At 62.2% G+C, this 18,350-nt stretch carries 16 protein-coding genes; 8 read left to right on the top strand and 8 right to left on the bottom strand.

The window, feature by feature from the left end; genetic code table 11:
• Window positions 1-183 precede the first annotated feature (183 nt).
• Window positions 184-1,722: a flavin-containing monooxygenase gene (locus tag HG718_RS15200; RefSeq protein WP_160586454.1), complete on the top strand. Its 1,539-nt coding sequence runs from the start codon at window positions 184-186 to the stop codon at window positions 1,720-1,722.
• A gap of 121 nt (window positions 1,723-1,843) precedes the next feature.
• Here the strand turns inward: HG718_RS15200 and HG718_RS15195 are convergent, their stop codons facing one another.
• Window positions 1,844-2,233, bottom strand: coding sequence for a VOC family protein (locus HG718_RS15195; RefSeq protein ID WP_036263707.1), 390 nt, complete (start codon window positions 2,231-2,233; stop codon window positions 1,844-1,846).
• Between the two features lie 169 nt (window positions 2,234-2,402).
• Complete coding sequence (locus tag HG718_RS15190; protein ID WP_027840228.1) at window positions 2,403-2,888, bottom strand: YHS domain-containing (seleno)protein; 486 nt, start codon at window positions 2,886-2,888, stop codon at window positions 2,403-2,405.
• A gap of 374 nt (window positions 2,889-3,262) precedes the next feature.
• Between HG718_RS15190 and rfbB the strand changes: the two genes are divergently transcribed.
• The 3 genes from rfbB to HG718_RS15175 all read left to right on the top strand — a co-directional run bounded on the left by rfbB (window position 3,263) and on the right by HG718_RS15175 (window position 6,679).
• Window positions 3,263-4,279: a dTDP-glucose 4,6-dehydratase gene (rfbB, locus tag HG718_RS15185; RefSeq protein ID WP_244617564.1), complete on the top strand. Its 1,017-nt coding sequence runs from the start codon at window positions 3,263-3,265 to the stop codon at window positions 4,277-4,279.
• Window positions 4,280-4,405: 126 nt separating this feature from the next.
• Complete coding sequence (gene rfbA, locus HG718_RS15180; RefSeq protein ID WP_160586452.1) at window positions 4,406-5,278, top strand: glucose-1-phosphate thymidylyltransferase RfbA; 873 nt, start codon at window positions 4,406-4,408, stop codon at window positions 5,276-5,278.
• A 6-nt stretch (window positions 5,279-5,284) separates the two neighbouring features.
• A complete protein-coding gene (locus HG718_RS15175) occupies window positions 5,285-6,679 on the top strand; it encodes a hypothetical protein (protein ID WP_160586451.1) in 1,395 nt (464 codons plus the stop codon).
• Here the strand turns inward: HG718_RS15175 and HG718_RS15170 are convergent.
• From HG718_RS15170 to HG718_RS15150, 5 genes are all read right to left on the bottom strand, one after another.
• Window positions 6,670-7,554, bottom strand: coding sequence for a GNAT family N-acetyltransferase (locus HG718_RS15170; RefSeq protein ID WP_160586450.1), 885 nt, complete (start codon window positions 7,552-7,554; stop codon window positions 6,670-6,672). The two genes, HG718_RS15175 and HG718_RS15170, sit on opposite strands and share 10 nt — an antisense overlap.
• Before the next feature lie 101 nt (window positions 7,555-7,655).
• Window positions 7,656-8,570 (bottom strand): methionyl-tRNA formyltransferase, encoded by a 915-nt coding sequence (locus HG718_RS15165; RefSeq protein ID WP_160586449.1) that lies wholly within the window; start codon window positions 8,568-8,570, stop codon window positions 7,656-7,658.
• A complete protein-coding gene (locus HG718_RS15160; RefSeq protein WP_160586448.1) occupies window positions 8,549-9,988 on the bottom strand; it encodes an MBL fold metallo-hydrolase in 1,440 nt (479 codons plus the stop codon). The genes HG718_RS15165 and HG718_RS15160 overlap by 22 nt, the downstream gene beginning before the upstream one ends.
• A 3-nt stretch (window positions 9,989-9,991) precedes the next feature.
• Window positions 9,992-10,864: a phytanoyl-CoA dioxygenase family protein gene (locus tag HG718_RS15155; RefSeq protein ID WP_160586447.1), complete on the bottom strand. Its 873-nt coding sequence runs from the start codon at window positions 10,862-10,864 to the stop codon at window positions 9,992-9,994.
• Complete coding sequence (locus tag HG718_RS15150; protein WP_160586446.1) at window positions 10,861-12,012, bottom strand: glycosyltransferase family protein; 1,152 nt, start codon at window positions 12,010-12,012, stop codon at window positions 10,861-10,863. The genes HG718_RS15155 and HG718_RS15150 overlap by 4 nt, the downstream gene beginning before the upstream one ends.
• A 105-nt stretch (window positions 12,013-12,117) precedes the next feature.
• Between HG718_RS15150 and HG718_RS15145 the strand changes: the two genes are divergently transcribed.
• The 4 genes from HG718_RS15145 (at window position 12,118) to HG718_RS15130 (ending at window position 16,631) form a co-directional block, all read left to right on the top strand.
• Window positions 12,118-12,774 (top strand): WbqC family protein, encoded by a 657-nt coding sequence (locus tag HG718_RS15145; RefSeq protein WP_160586445.1) that lies wholly within the window; start codon window positions 12,118-12,120, stop codon window positions 12,772-12,774.
• Window positions 12,771-13,562, top strand: coding sequence for a TylF/MycF/NovP-related O-methyltransferase (locus HG718_RS15140; protein ID WP_160586444.1), 792 nt, complete (start codon window positions 12,771-12,773; stop codon window positions 13,560-13,562). The genes HG718_RS15145 and HG718_RS15140 overlap by 4 nt, the downstream gene beginning before the upstream one ends.
• Window positions 13,562-14,662 carry a DegT/DnrJ/EryC1/StrS family aminotransferase gene (locus tag HG718_RS15135; RefSeq protein WP_160586443.1) on the top strand — a complete coding sequence of 367 codons (1,101 nt, stop codon included), beginning with the start codon at window positions 13,562-13,564 and terminating at the stop codon, window positions 14,660-14,662. Before HG718_RS15140 ends, HG718_RS15135 begins: the two co-directional genes overlap by 1 nt.
• 115 nt (window positions 14,663-14,777) lie before the next feature.
• A complete protein-coding gene (locus HG718_RS15130; RefSeq protein ID WP_160586442.1) occupies window positions 14,778-16,631 on the top strand; it encodes an acetyl-CoA hydrolase/transferase C-terminal domain-containing protein in 1,854 nt (617 codons plus the stop codon).
• Here HG718_RS15130 and HG718_RS15125 read toward each other — a convergent pair.
• Window positions 16,620-18,335: an FAD-dependent oxidoreductase gene (locus tag HG718_RS15125; protein WP_160586441.1), complete on the bottom strand. Its 1,716-nt coding sequence runs from the start codon at window positions 18,333-18,335 to the stop codon at window positions 16,620-16,622. The genes HG718_RS15130 and HG718_RS15125 overlap by 12 nt on opposite strands.
• Window positions 18,336-18,350: the final 15 nt, after the last annotated feature.

Raw genomic sequence — 18,350 nt, 5'->3', positions numbered from 1 at the left:
CGGATTCCCGGGCTCTTTGACGCGCCATGGGCAGGCACGACGGGGTCATCACCTTGCCAGAGGGACTGACACCACGTCACCTGACATCTTGTCAGTTGCCGAAAAATGCGGTTCACTTTTGCCGAAGAATACAAATCCCCTACGTCAATGCCTGTAACCGGCAGGCCAGAACAGGTGAGTGAAATGACCTTCCAACCGCAAGCTGTGACATCCGGCGACCCCACCCGGCCGGAACATACTGATGTGCTGATCATCGGCGCGGGCCTCTCCGGCGTCGGCGCTGGCTATCATCTGCAGGCCAACTGCCCCGGCAAGTCCTACGTCATCCTCGAGGGCCGCGAGACCATGGGCGGCACCTGGGACCTGTTCAAATATCCCGGCATCCGCTCGGATTCGGACATGTACACCCTGGGCTATTCGTTCAAACCGTGGACCAACCCCAAGGCAATTGCCGACGGCCCCTCCATCCTCTCCTACATCAAGGAGACGGCACAGGAATACGGCATCGACAAGCATATCCGCTTCTCCCACAAGGTGGTGAAGGCTAACTGGTCCACCGACGATGCCCTGTGGCATGTCACCGCCAAGCGCGGGCCTGAGCAGGAAGAAGTGCGCTTCACCGCCAACTTCCTCTTCATGTGTGGCGGCTACTACAATTACGACGAAGCCTTCACGCCTGATTTCGAAGGCCGCGACGACTTCAAGGGCGACGTCATCCACCCGCAGTTCTGGCCGGAGAACTACGACTACTCCGGCAAGAAGGTGGTGGTGATCGGCTCCGGCGCCACGGCAATGACGCTGGTGCCATCGATGACCGACAAGGCAGAGCATGTGACCATGCTGCAGCGGACACCGACCTATGTGGTGTCCCGTCCGGGCAGCGATGCCTTTGCCAACACCATGCGCAAATATCTGCCGGCCAAGATGGCCTATGGCATCACACGCTGGAAGAACGTGCTGATGGGCATGTATTTCTACCGCATGTGCATGAACAAGCCGGCCAAGGTGAAGGACTACCTCCTCAGCATGGTGCGGGACTCGCTCGGCAAGGAGGAAGTGGAGAAGAACTTCACCCCGCCATACGACCCGTGGGACCAGCGCCTGTGCCTGGTGCCGGATGATGATCTCTACACCTCCATCAAGTCCGGCAAGGCGTCGGTGAAGACTGACCATATTGAGCGCTTCACCGAAACCGGCATCAAGCTCAAATCGGGCGAAGAGCTGGAGGCAGACATCATCGTCACCGCCACAGGCCTCAAGCTGCTGCCGTGGAACGGGCTGGATGTCGCCATCGACGGCAAGCAGGTCCAGGCCAGCGACACCATGGCCTATAAGGGCTTCATGTATTCGGGCGTGCCCAACCTCGCCTCATCTTTCGGCTACACCAATGCCTCCTGGACGCTGAAATGCGACCTCACCTGCGAATATGTGTGCCGTCTGATGAATTACATGGACGAGCGCGGCTTCGATCAGGCCACGCCGAGCTTCAATACGCAGGAAGTGACCCCCGAACCCTGGCTCGACCTCAAGTCCGGCTACGTGCAGCGCGCCATGGAACAGTTCCCCAAGCAGGGCGACAAGACACCGTGGAAGCTGCACCAGAACTACGCCAAGGATCTGATGATGCTCCGCTACGGCAAGGTGGACGGCCAGGGCATGGTCTTCACCTCCAAGCCGGCCGCAAAGCAGGCAACCGCGCCGCGGAGCATCGCCGCTGAGTAAAGCCCGCACGCCAAGAAGGCCGTAGACGAACAAAACCCGCCCGCCTGGAGGAGAGAGCCAGGCGGGCGGGTTTCTTTTTGGGGCGTGTCACTTATCCCCGGCAGCGGGGAACCGAAGTGCCTTACGCCGCGAAGCCGTTGAAGATGACTTCCAGCTTGTTGCCGAACGGATCACGCGCATAGGCGGTGTGGACGTCCGGGTTCGGGTACCCGTCGCGCGGGCCCGGCTCACCTTCACAGGTGCCGCCATTCGCCACCGCGAAAGCGTGGAAGGCATTGACCTGATCCTTGCTGTCGGCCTTGAAGCAGATATGTGTGCCGTTTCCTGCGGAATAGGCCTGCTGGTTGAAAGGCAGCATGATGAGGAAGTCGACAGTCTCACGCCCATAGGCGGCGAAGCCGTCGGTCGTGGCCAGGCGGTTCGCGCCCAGCGTCTGAAGCAGGCCGTCATAGAACTTGGCGCCATCTTCGATGGAAGGCACGCCGACGGAAAGATGATCGATGATCTGCATTGTACTGGATCCCATTCGTATCAAGGGTGGTTAGGGAAGGAAGGGGAGAAAGATGCGGGCGCAGCGATAGGACTGGGTTTGCGGCAAGCCGCAATACCGCCACGCCCGCGGGAGGCCTCAGGCCCTAGCTCCCGAGACCTCCGGACCGGATGGTCGTCGGAACGCGGCCTTAGAGTTCGGTGGCCTTGGTGTTCTGGATCTTCTTCCAGTTGGCTTCGGCCTTGGCGATCGTGCCGGCCTTGTCCTTCTGGTAAGCCTTGAAGATTTCCTCGCTCAGGAAGACGTAGAGCTTGCCGTCCATCACATCCGCATAGGCAGGGTCGCCGTCGAACTTCTTGCCGACCGACACACCAAAGGTGCAGAAGCCGCCGTTCTGCGGCAGGTACTTGGCCGGGTTGGCTTCGAAGGTGTCCTTGTTGGCTTCAGACGTGAAGTAGTAGGCCACGCCATCATGGACGGCGGTGTGCACGGCCGTGCCTTCCTGGCGGTTGCCGATGTCGAGGAAGGCAACCGGGTCGATGCCATGCAGGCCGAGCGGTGCGCCGGCAGCGGTCAGGCCGGAAGAGGTGTTGTATTCGTCAGCGGCGATCGCCGGGACGGTCGCGGCCATGCCGGCCATGGCGATGGCGGCAGCAGCAATCAGGGTCTTGTTCATCAGGTAACTCCCGTGTGGATTGTCCGCCCCCGGATGGAAGGGTTGGGGCGTGTCGGTGACGACGGGAACGATCTGACCCTGTGCTGAGAAAGATTCAACGCGCCCGCCGGAGTTGCGGACGCACTGCATGGCATCTTGGACGGAAGGCAATAAATGCGCGGGAAACCTCACGAAAACGAGAGGTGTCGCGAGCTGTTTCAGGCGTGTTTCACCGGCCGTGACTGCAAACATTCCGCCCGGGCCCGAGGCCTAACAACCCGATGAGGTGCAGTGAGACGTTCTGTCTTCCGAAGCCGACAGCCGGCATAGGCGTGCCGGGCCATGGCCTGTATTGTCCAGCCATGAGTCAGCGGAATGAGTCGTCTGGGAAAATCATGGTCACCGGCGGTGCCGGTTTCATCGGCTCAGCTCTTGTGCGGCGGCTGGTGGCGGACGGTGAGACGCAGACCCTCAATTTCGATGCCCTGACCTATGCGGGCAATACGCACTCCCTGCCGGACCCCCGGACGACACAGCGATACCGCTTCATCAAGGGCGATATCCGGGATCACGCGTCGCTCAGCGGCGCCATATCCGCCTTTAAACCGGATATCATCATGAACCTGGCGGCGGAGACCCATGTGGACCGCTCGATAACCGGCCCGCAGGCCTTCATCGACACCAACATTGCAGGCACCGCCACCCTGCTGGAGGCGGCGCGCACCTATTGGGAAACGCTGGACGACACGCGCCGGCAATCATTCCGCCTGCACCAGATTTCCACAGACGAAGTGTTCGGCAGCCTTGGCCCGACGGGCCGGTTTTCAGAAACCACGCCCTACGCACCGAACTCACCTTACTCCGCAAGCAAGGCTTCCGCCGATCATCTGGTGCGTGCCTGGCATCACACCTACGGCCTGCCGGTCCTTGTCAGCAATTGCACCAATAATTACGGGCCTTATCAGTACCCGGAGAAGTTTATCCCGCGGGTGATCGTAAACGCGCTCGCGGGCGTCGACATCCCCGTGTACGGCACCGGCGAGAATGTGCGCGACTGGCTTTTTGTGGATGATCATGTGGACGCGCTGCTTGCAGTGGCAAGACACGGCAAACCGGGCGAAACCTATGCCATCGGCGCATCCGAGGAACACACCAACATCGAGATAGCCAATCGCATCTGCGCGCTGCTGGACGAGATGCGCCCCCGTGGCAGCGGGTCATATGCCGACCTCATAACCCACGTGACCGACCGCCCGGGACACGACGCGCGCTATGCAATTGACGCGACAAAGGCGCGCCGGGATCTGGGTTGGCAGCCGCGAAACACATTTGAGACCGGCCTTCGCCGGACGGTCTCCTGGTATCTCGACAACCGGCACTGGTGGGCACCCTTGCTGGACCGCGAAGCTTGAGCCCTGCCGAACCTCCGAGTGCCCACCGGGTGACGCGGCCAACCCGCGGGCCCTATGCTGTGCAACAGAATCACCGCACTGCAAGGCAGTGGCACGAAGGGGGAGAAGCGGCATGAGGCAAGGTGCATGAAGGGCATCATCCTCGCCGGCGGCAGCGGCACCAGGCTTTTCCCGGTCACCAAGGCTGTATCCAAGCAGCTTCTCCCGGTCTACGACAAGCCGATGGTCTATTACCCCCTTAGCACACTGATGCTGACGGGCATAAAGGACATACTCATCATCACCCGCCCGGAGGACGCCGACGCCTACAAGGCCCTTCTTGGCGATGGCAGCCAGTGGGGCCTGACCCTGAGCTACGTGACCCAGGCGCGCCCGGAAGGCCTCGCGCAGGCCTTCACCTTGGGCCGCGAATTCCTTGACGGATCCCCCTGCGCCCTCGTGCTCGGTGACAACATCTTCCACGGCGCGGGCCTGTCCGGCCAGTTGCTCAATGCAGCGCATCTCAACGACGGCGCCACCGTTTTCGCCTACTGGGTCGGCGATCCGCACCGCTACGGCGTCATCGAGCTCGATGATCAGGGCAATGCGCTTGGCGTTGAGGAAAAACCGCAAAACCCGAAATCCAACTACGTGCTCACGGGCCTCTATTTCTTTGACGGCGATGTGAGCGATGCCGCTGCCGAGCTGACCCCCAGCGCCCGCGGCGAGCTGGAGATCACCAGCCTTATCGAGATCTACCGAAAGGCCGGCCGCCTGAAAGTAGAGTTTCTCGGCCGCGGCTATGCGTGGCTGGACACCGGCACGCACGACTCGCTTCTGCAGGCATCGCAATTTGTGCAGACCATTGAAGAACGCCAGAGCCTTAAGATCGGCTGCCCCGAAGAGATTGCCTATCGCTCCGGCTACATTTCACGCGAGCAGCTTGTCGCCATTGCCGAAAGCTTCGGCGAAAGCAGCTATGCCGACTATCTCCAACTCATCGCCCGCAGCCGGGTGTAGACGCAGATGACGGCAGCACACACCGTTCGCGACATTCAGGCTGATCTCGTTGTTGTCGGCGGCGGCGTTGGCTGCCTTGTGGCCGCCATCTCGGCAGCGGATGCAGGCAGATCGGTCACACTGCTTCTGCCGGAGCGCGGCATAGGCGCCGGGTTCGCCACGATGGCGCGTAACGGCTTTCAGCTCGACATGGGTTGCCGCAGGCTCGACCTCACCCATGAGGGCGAAGCACCGCTTGAGACCTACCGCCCGGGAATGGGCAGCAGGCCGTTCGCACCCCATATCCGCCGCTTCCTTGAAGACCGCATCGGTCTTGAGATCACCTCGACCGCGTCTCCCAAAATGATCTATGCGGGCGTCCTCGCCGATGATTTCACAGCGTCCCTCGACCTGACGCCCCTGCCCCGCATGCTGGGCACCGAAGATGCAGCAGCCGTGGAACGCGAGACAGCAGCCCTTCTCTCCGCCACCCCGCCGTCAGCACTGACCCTCGGCCTCGGGTCGCCACCTGATCTGGCGGCAGGCATCCTTGAGGACGCCTCGCTCGCCAATCACGGCCTGACGCTCCACACGCGGATGATTGCACCATTCGCGGCCAAGCTGTACCCGGATAAATGGCGCAGCATTCCCGCCGACCTTGCCGCGAAGATATGGACGCCCCTGCTCTATCCACGCACCGTAAATGCCGGTTGCCGGGGCAACATTGAACGCGGGCGTGGCGCCGTCACCTATTTCTATCCGGCCAGCGGATATTTTGGTGAGCTGATCGAAAAGCTGCTGGCTGCCGCGGAGGCAACGCCTGGCCTTACCATCAGCCGCATCCCGGACCTGACCAACCTGTCACGTGACGGTGCACGCACTACCGCAGAACTTGCCGATGGCTCGTCCCTGCGCTGGGCGTGCCCCCTCATCATCGGCAGTTCAGTGGAGGCGTGGTGCGCGCTTGCCGGTGTGAAGACACAGATCGAGAAACTGCCTCTGGCGATTATCTGGCTTGAGGTGAACGGCGATGATCTGCTGGTCGAACCCGGGCTGCTGCATGTGTTCGAGCCCACCACAAGCGCTTACCGCGTCAGCTTCGGCGGCACTGGTGCCCGCCCGGGGCATCAGATTGTAACGGTTGAGATGACCGGCAACTCACCTGAGTGCACAGCCGCAAAGGCAACCGACGCGCTCACCCGGCTGGGTGTGTTGCGACCCGGCGCAACAGTCACAGAAATTGCCTGCCAGCCGGCCCTGAGCATCGTTGCCCCAAGCGCCAGCAATCGGGACGCCTTGCGCACAGCACACACCCGATTGGCCGAGCAAGGGATCACGCCCAGGCTAATCGGCACCCTGAATGATCTCAAAGCCGACACGCTCAACGATCACATCCTTCAGGGCCTGACCGCTCACCTGTAATAGGCCGGAAAAAAATCCGTCTTGTCCGGGTCGCACCCGGCTGACTGACACAATGCTTGATAGCGAGGCGCATCGAAGATCTGGCGCAAGACCGGAATGGGGACCGGTTCTCCTCCCAGTCGGCGCTTGAAGTCACTCAGCCCGTCGCCTTCTGTTATCCCGCCGCCCAGATTGCAGGCAGGTGCGCCACGGTCCGCGAGCGCGCGCAACCCCAGCCACAGTAAGCCGTCCCCATCGCCAGACGACGTTTCGCGGGCGGCAACAAACAGATATTCACCGCAGGCTGGCGCGATGCCCATTTGTGCGACCGACGTGACCTCACCCGCCGCATCGCACACACCGACAAGAACCGTATCGGGAAGCCTCACCAGATCACGCAGGATATCGTCAGAAAAGCGGTAGACGGACGCCGCACCCCGGCGAGACATCAGGTCGGGGTAAAGGCGCATAAAGGCCTCCGCCAATCGCGCCTGGTCCGTCTCGATGGATGCCGCCTCAAGCCATTTGCGCAATCGCTGTGCCCGTTTCTTGCTGGACAGCGCACGCAGCCGTTCTTCTTCACCCACTGTCAGATCAACGCGGTAAAGCGTCCGGCCTGCATCAGACATCTCAGGCCAGGCACCTGCGAGACGCCCCGGCATCGCGAGCGGGTGCTGCATGATGTATCCGGCGACATACCCCTGCCCCTGCGCGAAGGCCCGCCATGCATCCGGCAGTTGAGAAAGATCGCCAGTGCCGGCAAACCCGCTGAAGCCGTAGGGGGTGAAGACATCAGTCGCACCGCGATAGCTGCGCTCCGCGATGGGGCACACAGCCTTGCAGCCGTCACCTTCGGCGACAAACAGCTTTGTCCGTGTCCCTGCCGCACGGCCCATCAGGCCGGCAAAGTCCCGTCGATGGGCGAAGCAATGGTCAATGCCGTCAAGCGCTGCAGCCCACCCGTCGGCATCCGTATCTGCCACAAGCCAACTGCGCATCATGTGAGGACATCTCCGGCAGCAAGTGAATGGTCAGCGATCACATCGAGGCACCGGCCGTCACCACACAGCACCCGCGCCACGCCATCAGCATCACCCTGCACAACCTGACCCGGCACGCCCAAGGACTCACAAGGCGCGCAAAGCCGCGCGGATCGGATCTCAACCCGGCGGCCATCTCCGGCAAAGCAGAAGGCTGCAGGCAGAGGTACGGGTAAGGCACGCACCAGATTTGAAATGGTCTGCGCGGCACCGGCCCAGTCAATGCGGCTGTCATCCGGTGTGCGGCGCGGGGCCATGCTCGGCCGTCCTGCCTGCGGTCGGGCCGCTGGCAGATCGCCGGTTGCGGCAATGCCGTTGAACAGGTGCAGCACGCTTGAAGCAGATACAGCGTTCAGTTTGGCGGTGAGGCTCCAAAGATCGTCATTGTCGTCTATGGCAACATGTGACTGGGACAGGATTGGCCCCGTGTCAGCGCCCTCGCCAATCCTGTGCAGGGTGACACCAGTCTCGGTCTCCCCATTGATGAGCGCCCAGGACACGGGATGCACGCCGCGATAGCGCGGCAATAACGACGAATGCACATTCACCGCACCCAATCGGGGTGCGTTGAAAACCGCTGGCGGCAACAGGGCAAAACGGCACACAAGCAGCAGATCCAAAGCTGCCAGTCTGTGCTCCAATTCCTCAAGCCGCTGGCTTCGGTAGACGGGAACCGAAAGGTGCGACGCAACGCTGTGCATCTCCGCATCATCGGCGTCGGCCAGGTCCGTTGGCACCGCGCAGAAGTCGGGCACGAAACCGTCCTGCCCCAGAGCCGAGAGGATGCCAGCGCCTTGCGGTTTACACCCGGCGAATGCCCATCGAATACCGGCCTGGTCCGTCATGGCGTCTATGTCGCGTCCGCGTCCCATTCACCTGCCATTGGGAAAAAGGCGGCATTGGGGCGGATAGGCTGATCAAGGCCCGGTATCAGCATGGGCTCGATTATCGCCTGAATGTTCTTGGCATTGAGATCGAGGTGATATTCCAGCCAGAACCAGAACCGCCCCAGATCCTGAACATAATCTCCCAACTGCTCCGCCTCGCCGACCCACTGGACAATGTTCCACATGAGCCGCCCTTCGAGGATCGCCGCCCAAATGTTCTCAGGCACATAGAGCGTCTGCATCACCTCGCCCTCGTCATCCCAGTCAATGACAAGACCGGTCTCGGAGTTGGCCTTGAGGACGAAGGAAAAACCTGAATGCGGCCCCTCGATCGTGTGCCGGATACGCGCATCAAAATCGATGTAATCACGCGTGATGTACTTTTGCACAAGGTCTGTGCGGGCGCGGCTACGGGCTTCAAAATCCTCGTAGCGCACATCGTTCAGATAGGCATTGATCGCATCAAGCTTGGGCCGGAACCGCTTTTGCAGTTCGCTGATGTCCTCGAGCATCCGGTCCCAGTCGATCTCCCCGTGGGTGCGCACGATCCCGCCATCAACACTCCACCGGTCTCCAGGGTAGAGCTGCACCAGCTCACAGCCCGATTGCGCATAGTCGGTGTTCATCATGTCTTCGAACAGGGCGGCCGTCGTGCGATTGGCCCAGTTGTTGTGGAAGTACTTGTCATCCAGCCAGCAGAAGTCACCAGCAAAGGGCGCGATGCGTTTTGGCTTCACATGATCGAGCATGCGCCGCTGATCCGCGAAGGCGACCTTGCGCTTGTCGGCCTCGCGCCGCATCTCGTCTTCGCTCATGCGGAAGCAGCCGGGGAACATCGTGACGCCACCGCTCTGGATGAAAACGATATCGATCTCAGGCCATCGCGCCTTGATGTCCTTGCACAGGGCAACGTCATTGAGGTTGTCATTGACGTTGAGGAGCACGCAATCAGGGCTCTCGATGACAAAGCCCGAATTCTCCCAATCGTGGCTCCGCTCAACGGCAGAGGGCACGCGGGTCAGCGGGGTCACGCCGCCCAGCATCACGGTTTCCCAGCTCTTGAGCCTGCGGATGTCGTGAAAGCCCATGGCCCGCATCACCCGCTCCGACGTATGAGCCCGCAGCGATGGATGCTCGTCATAGGCCGGCAGAAAGACCGGCGTGTCGCGATCAATGTAATTGATCGACGGAATGTGGAAGTGATCTTCATGGGTGTGGGTGATGAAGAGATAATCCACATCCTTCACCACCTCTTCGGGGGGGACGCGGGCCGGCGGATACTTCCAAGTGCTCAGATTGTAGACCGGCTCATTCAGGAACCACGGATCGCACAGGAGCGTGCCGAACGCCCCGCTTATCTTGAGCGTCGCATGGGTGATGAACTGAACATCAAGCCCGGTCATCCATCACTCACTTTCCTGCAGCATGGTTTCGAAATAGCCGCGCACCTGTGAGGCATCCGGAAAGCCCGGTGTCATAAGCGACGCGGGGGCCTCATAGAGAAACGGGTTTGCCATGTTGCGCGCAATGAAACTCGGGTCCGCCGCATTGTTGAAGCGAAAATTCGCGGTTATGCGGGCCTGCTCAGTTCTGTTGGTGCCCGAGCGGTGAACAAGGAAAGGCGAGAACAGCAATGCTGCGCCAAGGGGCACGTCGACCTCCACGAAGTCGGTGTCGCTTAGCCCGTCCATGTCCATGCTCAGCGGATAGTCCTCTCCCGCTCCGTCGAGCAGCGGCCGCAGCCCGTCCCTGTGGCTGCCGGGCACAACCTGCAGCCGTCCCATCTCCGCTGTGACAGGCAAGAGAGGGAGCCACACGACCATCCCGTCAATACTGCCCTGCATGTTGCTCCACTCCTGGTGGGCCGGCAGCCGGTGATAGCGCTCCGACCGCGCAAGGCCCGGCGAATGAAACCACACAACAGGACGGGCACAGATAGCCGGAACAGCAACCCCGAGCGACCGCATCAGCTTCTGAATGGCGGGGTCCGTGCTCAGCCGATGCAGGCTGACCGTGTGATTACACAGCCGCGCCGCCCCATGATAGGCCTCAAACCGGTTCTCAAACAGGTCGCGGAGCATTTGGTTGAAGCCTGCGGACTCAATGTCCGGATACGGATCACCCGTCTTTATGCCTGCCGTCAGCGAAAATATGCGTGCGATGTCACCGCGGAGCTCGGCAAGGGCGTCAGCTGCAATCAGCCCCGGCACCACCACATAGCCGTCACGGGCATAGCGCCGGCGAAGCACGTCAGGCGTGGTTTCGCATGCGGCTGTCATCCGTGTGCCCAGACAGCGGGCGGCGCAGCTTCGTCAACCAACTCCAGCAACCGGTCTATGCGCGTTTCGTCATTGAAATCCGCCTGCACCTTTGCACGCCCCCGCGCGCCGATCTGAGCCAAGCGCTGCTGGTCGGACAAGGCATCGTCCAGCCAGCCCGCAACATCTGCAGGGCTGTCCGGCAGGGCAAGAAGCTCCGTGCCGAAGTCAAAGAGCTCTGACAGCCAGCTTGTCTTCGCCGTCGCAGCCACCGCTGACTGAACCATCATATCCAGAAGGCGTTCGTGGAAATCGAAATAGGGAGCAAAGAGATTGAGCCCGATCTGCGCGCGGGCATAAAGCCCAGGGAGCTCTTCATATGGCAGCGACGGAAGCGCGTTGAATGCATCACCCGACTGGCGCTTCATTGCCACCCAGCTTTCACCGACAAAGGTCACCGGCAGTTTCCTGAGTTCCTGAACATAAGACCAGCGGTACTGATACCGGGCAGCCAGGTCGACCAGCCGCCCCACCTGGATGGCCGAAGCTGGCGCGCCAACCAGATCAAGCACCCGCGAGTAGCCCGAATTCATATAATCAGCCACTGGATCGGCATGCGGGTTGCGGGCTGCCCGCTCCAAACACTCATCGATTATCTGGCGCACCTGCTCGGGCATCTTGTGGCCCGCAAGAAAGTCGTCCGGCGCCATGGCCTGCCCCACCATCAGGACAGGCAGATCGCGCTCCACCGCAGGAAGCGGCGCCGATGCGGAGACTGTGCTGGTGAAGAGCCTGATATCGAGTTGGACTTGAAGCGCCTGCTCCAGGAACGTCCGGTGCTCGCGGGATGCCACGAACAACACCGTGTTCCCAGGCAACTCCTCAATGCGCGCCGCATGCTGGATAGGATGATCGCCCAGCATCACCGCATAGGGACAGCCGAAGCGCTCCACCAGCAGGCTGCCATCACCGAGTTTGATGTCGCGGCCCCAGCCCTGGTAGCCAATGAAGAGATCTATCTGCCGTGGCACGCGCAGCGATTGAAGGTTGGACAGATCGATGACCATCACCTCATGCCCGCGCGCCTCAAACAGCTTTGCATCCAGCGCGACCCGGTCACGGATCACGTTGTGGGCGCTCTCGCCGTTGAACATGACGATTGTGGCCACGTGCGAAGCTCCCCGCCAGCCTGTTTCGGTCTCTTGATGGCAGCGGGAGCCTAGCCAAACCGTGCTTAACGGTTCGTTAAGCATGCGCTGCGCGCAATGCGCCGCATGACGAGAATCGCAATCATGCAGCCCTATTTCGTGCCCTATGCGGGGTACTTCCGGCTGTTTGCGCAGGCAGATTTGTTCGTCATCTATGACTGTGTGCAGTTTACGCGGCGAGGCTATATCCACCGCAACCAATTGCCCGACACCGGAGGCAAGCCGCAATGGCTGACCCTCCCCCTTCAATCCGCGCCACGCGAAACGCGGATCGATGAAATGTGCTTGGCCGACGACGCACCTGCGCGGCTGACCGCCCAATGCCGCAGGTTCCCGTCGCTCACCACCCTGCCGGAAAGCTGGGCCACTCTCTTTGCGGCAGCCCAGGGCCCGCTGGTGCCGTGGCTTGCGCGCTCCCTGGACATAACCTGCACGGCTCTGGGCATCACCACACCGATGCGGCGCTCCAGCAGCCTCGACCTGCCCGGCAGCCTCAAGGGTCAGGAGCGCATCATCGCGATCTGCGAGCGGCTCGGGGCATCGACCTATGTGAACGCACCGGCCGGGCGCGACCTCTATGACGCGACACGTTTTTCAGCGCATGGCATCACCCTCGAATTTCTGCCCCCCTATGACGGGCCGAAATGGAGCATCCTGCATGCCCTGCTGACAGAAGGCAGCGCCGCCACGGCAGCGCGCATCAACGGCGGAGACACCGAATGACTGACCCCAAGGCCGGCCCCGACCTCAACGCGGACATGCGCCGCACCTATGATGCGCGCGATGCAGCGCACTGGGAGCGCATGGAAGCCCTGGTGGCAAACGGCAAGCTGTCATTGCGTGACGTGCTGACCAGCTATCCTGCCTTCATCCGCCGCCGCGACCTGCCGCGTGTCCTGTGCCACTACGAACTCTTTCGGATGATCGAAGACATGCCCGGCTCCATTGCCGAGCTGGGTGTGTTTCGCGGGTCGGGCCTGTTCACATGGGCCAATCTGCTTGAAACCTTCTGCCCCGGTGACCGCACCCGCAAGGTCTATGGCTTTGACCATTTCGCCGGCTACAAGGACCTGGAGGACCGGGACGGCGCGGCTGCCCCCTGGATCGACAACACCATCGGCCGCATGGTCTCCAGCGGTGAGATCGTGCAGGAACTTGTGGACCTACACACCGCTGACAATCTGCTGCCCGGCATCGAGCGCGCCCGGGTCATCGACGGCGAGATCCGCGAGACAGTTCCGGCCTTCGCCGAGGCCAATCAGGGCTTGCGGCTGGCACTGCTTTATTTCGACATCGGCACCTACGAGCCGACAGCGGTCGGCCTCAAACACCTCTATCCGCTCGTCATGGAGGGCGGGATCATTGCCTTCAACGGCTACGGCATGCCGCCCTGGCAAGGTGAGGCAGAGGCCATAGAGGAATTCTTCGAGCCGCTTGGCGGCGCCCCCCACATGCGCAAGTTCCCCTTCTCCACCGTCCCGAACGCCTACTTCATCAAAGGCGAGGATTGATGTCCGCAAGGCGCATTCCGCTGATGCAGCCGATGCTGCCGACGGCGGACGATCTGCTCCCCTATCTCCGCCGCATCGACGAGAACCGCTGGTACTCCAATTCGGGCCCGCTCCTGCGCGAGTTTCAGGCGCGGCTGGCGCACGCATTCGGCACGGCTGAAGGGTCTATCGTGCTTGCCGCCAATGGCACGCTGGCCCTGCAGCTTGCCCTCACCGCCACCGCACGACCCGGCCGCCAAAAATGCCTGATGCCTGCCTGGACATTTGCCGCGACCCCGCTGGCTTCCATGCAGGCGGGGCTGGAACCGCATTTCGCCGATATTGATCCTGCCACCTGGGCCCTGTCACCGGATGCCGTCATGGCGCGACATGACCTCGACGATCTCGCCCTGATCGTCCCTGTCGCCCCCTTTGGACACCCGCCGGATGTGGCGGCTTGGAACAGGGTGATGGACCAGACCGGCGTGCCGGTCGTGATTGATGCAGCCGCGGGCTTTCACGGGCTGGCGCACGCGCAATCGGCCCCCGCAGCCACCATGCCCATCATGGTCAGCCTGCATGCAACAAAACCACTGGGCATTGGCGAAGGCGGGCTGATCCTGACCAATGACGAAGAGCTGGCAGCAAGGCTCGACCGCCTGCGCAGTTTCGGCTTCGGCGACCGGGCCGTGCTGGACGCTGCCGGTACGAATGCCAAGCTCTCGGAGTACCACGCTGCCGTTGGACTGGCAGCGCTGGACGCTTGGCCGAACAAGCGCAGTGCATTGGTCAAAGCCCACGCCCGCTATGCCTCCAACATCAGGTGCATGACAGGCATAGGGCTGATGGGCGGCTTCTCAGCCGACTGGACATCCACAACGCTCAACATTCTGACCGAGGAACCGGCCGCGGCTGTGATCGCACGGTTTGCCGCTCACGATATCGAAGCACGCTCATGGTGGGGCTCCGGCTGCCACCGGCATCCGGCTCTCTCGGACTTGCCGTCAGACCCCCTGCCCTACACCGACGCGCTGGCACCGCATGTGCTTGGCCTCCCCATGTCGCCGAATATGTCAGACGCCGATATCGACCGCGTCTGCGCTCTACTCCGTGCAGGCTAGACCTGTCAGCAGGTCGGTCCCACCCGGCAAGCTCACCCGAACCACGCGCAATCAAATGCGGAGCGGTTTGCGGTAAAACAATGCACCTTTCCGCCATGAGGCGTGTTCTAGTCAGATGACCCAGCATCACACCGACGCCGACCGCCTCGCCGACGAGATCATCCGCCAGACAGGCGGCACGATCGTGCTCGCCATGCCCCTGGGGCTTGGGAAAGCCAATCTGACCTGCAACGCGCTGGTGGCTCGCGCCATGGCGGACAGCTCTATCTCGCTGACTATCCTGACGGCCCTGACGCTGGAAAAACCATCTCCGTCCAACCCCATAGAGCGGCAATTCATCACGCCGGTGATCGACAGGCTGTTCGGCGGCTACCCGGACCTTGCCTATGCGGGCCCTTTGCACAAGGGCACCCTGCCGCCCAATATCGAGATCATCGAGTTCTTCTTCCTTGCTGGCCGCTGGCTGTCCTCGCCGCGGGCGCAGCAGAACTACATCTCGGCAAATTACACCCACGCCCTGGGGGCGATCCTCGACCGCAAACCCAACGTGCTGGCGCAAATCGTTGCCCGCCGCGGGGAAGGTGACGGCGCGACAGTTTCCCTGAGCTGCAATCCGGACCTGACACCTGACCTCTTGAAGGCGCGCGAGGAGGGGCTGATCAACCCGCTGCTGGTGATGGAGGTGAACGACAATCTGCCATTCATGGATGGTGATGCCGCCTATCCCGAGAGCATGGCAGATCATGTGCTGGAGGGGGCGGACTGGCCGCTCTTCGCGCCGCCGCGTGAGCCCGTGTCTCCGACCGACCATGCCATCGGCCTGCAGATCGCCCGGCTCATTCCCGATGGGGGCACGTTGCAGATCGGGATCGGGTCCATTGGCGACGCAGTCGCTGCCGGCCTGATCCTCCGCCATCAACGCCCGGGTGATTTCCACGATGCGGTAATGGCACTCGAGCAGAACAGACCGACCGGCACATCACACTTATCCGCCTTCAGAGAGGGCTTGTTCGGTGCCAGCGAAATGTTCGTGCCCGCCTTTCTCGACCTGATGGAAGCGGGTGTGCTGTCCCGCGAAGTGGACGGGGCCTGTCTGCAGGCCGGGTTTTTCCTTGGTCCCACGGATTTCTATCAGCGCCTGAGAGACATGCCGGATCAAGAGCGGGCGCGCATTGCCATGCGGCCGGTCTCCTATGTCAATGAGCTGTACGGGCCGGAGGACGAAAAGCGGCGGGCCCGCGTCAACGCCCGCTTCGTCAATAGCGGCATGATGGCCACCCTGATGGGCGCCGTGGTGTCCGATGGGCTGGAAGACGGCCGGGTCGTGTCGGGCGTCGGCGGGCAGTACAATTTCGTGGCCCAGGCTTTTGCCCTGGAAGGCGCCCGCTCAATCATCGCCATCCGCGCTACCCGTGAAGGCCCAAAGGGCACGGAAAGCAATATCCGCTGGGGCTATGGCCACACGACAATCCCGCGCCACCTGCGCGATATCGTGGTGACGGAATATGGCGTCGCCGATTTGCGCGGAAAGTCAGACGCGGACGTGATTGCCGCCATGCTGGCAGTTACCGACAGCCGATTTCAGCGCGAGTTGATTGAAATAGCGATCAAGGCGGGCAAGCTGCCTGGGGACTTCGAACTCGACCCACGCTTCCGCTCCAACACTCCTGAGGCCCTTGCCGCCCGCCTGAGTGATGCCGAAGCCCGTGGTGATCTGCCGCCCTTCCCTTTCGGGACCGACTTCACGGAAACCGAGCAACGGCTGATGCCTGCCCTCGCGCTGATGCGTGATGCATCTGCCAGCATGACGGGGGTGCTGCGGCTGGCACAGGCTGGCATTTTCGGTCGCCCGGACCCGCAGGAAGACGCCTGCCTCGACCGCATGGCCATGAGCCGTCCTGCTACATGGCGCGACCGGCTTTATGCGACGCTGTTGCGCGGTGCAGTCCGCCAGACGTCAATCATCTGAAGCTGCCTGGGCTTGCTTTACCGGGCGCTCATCAAGCGCCTTGTGGACGAAGCTGATGCAGACCGACCCGTCCCCGACGGCGGAAGCCACACGCTTGACCGAGCCGGAGCGCACATCACCAACCGCGAAGATGCCGGGACAGGACGTTTCCAGATGAAAGGGCTTGCGCTCCAGCGGCCAGGCGGCTCGTTGAAGGTCTGTATCATCAAGCGCGTCTCCGGTCCGCACAAATCCCTTCTCGTCCAGCGCCACTGCCGGATCGAGAAACCCTGTCGCCGGCGCCGCCCCGATGAAGAGGAACAGGTGCGATGCCGGAAGGCGCGAGACCTCACCCGTCTTGTTGTGTCGGGCCTGGATGCAGTCGATCCGGTCGTCTCCCTCAAGGGCCTCGACCTCCATATGGGTCAGCAGGTCGATGTTCGGCGTGCGCTCGATGCGCCGGATCAGATATTGCGACATGGAGGCGGCGAGCCCGTCGCCGCGCACCATGATGGAGACTTTCCGCGCCCGCGACGACAGATAAACAGCCGCCTGACCCGCGGAGTTGCCGCCGCCGACAATCACCACCTCTTCGCCGCGGCACATCATGCCCTGGATATGACTTGCCCCGTAATGGACACTGGTGCCCTCGAAGCGGTCGAGGCCTTCGATCTGCGGCTGCCGGTAGACGGCACCCGTCGCCAGCACCACGGTGCGGGCTTTGAGTGCCATGCCGCAATCGGTGGTCAATGTGTGCCACGGGGCACCGCAGGTAATCTCCGCAGCCTCCTGGGCAATGGCAATCTCCGCACCGAACTTCTGTGCCTGGAGAAACCCACGGCCCGTCAACGCCTGGCCGGAGATGCCCGTGGGGAACCCGAGATAGTTCTCGATGCGTGAAGATGATCCCGCCTGTCCGCCGATGGAGCACTTCTCCAGAACCACGACCGACAACCCTTCTGAGGCTGCATAAACGGCTGCCGCCAGACCCGACGGCCCACCGCCGATAACCGCCACATCAAACTGCGCCCCATCCGGCAGATCGGCTGTCATGCCGAGGCAGTCCGCCACCTGCTTGATGGTTGGTCGTGCCAGCCGTTGTTCACCACAGACAATCACCGGTCGCTCCGGCTCCGGCGCGTCATCGTCCGGCACCATGCGATAGGGCACACCGTTGCGCGACAGGAACTCGCGGATTGACGCCGTGAGCTGCTCTGAAGCATCGCCGATGATGAGGATGTCACCATGGTGCTGCGCAATCATCCGCATACGGCGCAGAATGAACGCTTGCAGGATCTTCTCGCCCAGCATCGGTTCAACTGCCAGGAGGTCCCGCAGCCGCTGCGGGCCAATCTCGACGACCTCGAGATCGGTGCGCGCGCGGCCGCCGACAAATGAACCGCGCCCGCTCATGGTCACGGTCTCGCCGGAGAAACTGCCCGCCTCGTGCACATGGAAGCACTCTTCCCGCTCGCCCTCCCTGCGCAGGATTTCGAGCGCGCCGGACATGACGATGAAACAACTGACATTGCGCTCGCCGATCGACCACAGGCGCGTACCCGCCGCAATCGACCGCACCTCGCCATAGGGTCGAAGCTGGTCGATCTCACTGTCGCTCAGGACCGGATAAAGCTCATCGGGCCGTCCGGCGGCACCTGCGGCCCATGGCGGGGTATCAGGTGCCTCGGCGGCAGGTACCCCGCCTGCAACATCTGTAGAGGACATGGGGTCTCCTTGTCG

It is taken from the genome of Pyruvatibacter mobilis, assembly GCF_012848855.1.
GTDB lineage: Bacteria > Pseudomonadota > Alphaproteobacteria > CGMCC-115125 > CGMCC-115125 > Pyruvatibacter > Pyruvatibacter mobilis.
Note: the sequence above shows the minus strand (reverse complement) of the source record. Positions and strands in the feature narration are given on the sequence as shown.

What these genes read in the sequence shown, in the direction of transcription:
- HG718_RS15125 (WP_160586441.1), bottom strand. Translation starts at nt 18,335, where the DNA reads ATGTCCTCTACAGATGTTGCAGGCGGGGTACCTGCCGCCGAGGCACCT.
- rfbB (WP_244617564.1), top strand. Translation starts at nt 3,263, where the DNA reads ATGGTCACCGGCGGTGCCGGTTTCATCGGCTCAGCTCTTGTGCGGCGG.
- HG718_RS15160 (WP_160586448.1), bottom strand. Translation starts at nt 9,988, where the DNA reads ATGACCGGGCTTGATGTTCAGTTCATCACCCATGCGACGCTCAAGATA.
- HG718_RS15140 (WP_160586444.1), top strand. Translation starts at nt 12,771, where the DNA reads ATGACTGACCCCAAGGCCGGCCCCGACCTCAACGCGGACATGCGCCGC.
- HG718_RS15175 (WP_160586451.1), top strand. Translation starts at nt 5,285, where the DNA reads ATGACGGCAGCACACACCGTTCGCGACATTCAGGCTGATCTCGTTGTT.
- HG718_RS15155 (WP_160586447.1), bottom strand. Translation starts at nt 10,864, where the DNA reads ATGACAGCCGCATGCGAAACCACGCCTGACGTGCTTCGCCGGCGCTAT.
- HG718_RS15130 (WP_160586442.1), top strand. Translation starts at nt 14,778, where the DNA reads ATGACCCAGCATCACACCGACGCCGACCGCCTCGCCGACGAGATCATC.
- HG718_RS15170 (WP_160586450.1), bottom strand. Translation starts at nt 7,554, where the DNA reads ATGGGCCGTGCGGCAGGGACACGGACAAAGCTGTTTGTCGCCGAAGGT.
- HG718_RS15165 (WP_160586449.1), bottom strand. Translation starts at nt 8,570, where the DNA reads ATGGGACGCGGACGCGACATAGACGCCATGACGGACCAGGCCGGTATT.
- rfbA (WP_160586452.1), top strand. Translation starts at nt 4,406, where the DNA reads ATGAAGGGCATCATCCTCGCCGGCGGCAGCGGCACCAGGCTTTTCCCG.
- HG718_RS15145 (WP_160586445.1), top strand. Translation starts at nt 12,118, where the DNA reads ATGACGAGAATCGCAATCATGCAGCCCTATTTCGTGCCCTATGCGGGG.
- HG718_RS15200 (WP_160586454.1), top strand. Translation starts at nt 184, where the DNA reads ATGACCTTCCAACCGCAAGCTGTGACATCCGGCGACCCCACCCGGCCG.
- HG718_RS15190 (WP_027840228.1), bottom strand. Translation starts at nt 2,888, where the DNA reads ATGAACAAGACCCTGATTGCTGCTGCCGCCATCGCCATGGCCGGCATG.
- HG718_RS15135 (WP_160586443.1), top strand. Translation starts at nt 13,562, where the DNA reads ATGTCCGCAAGGCGCATTCCGCTGATGCAGCCGATGCTGCCGACGGCG.
- HG718_RS15195 (WP_036263707.1), bottom strand. Translation starts at nt 2,233, where the DNA reads ATGCAGATCATCGATCATCTTTCCGTCGGCGTGCCTTCCATCGAAGAT.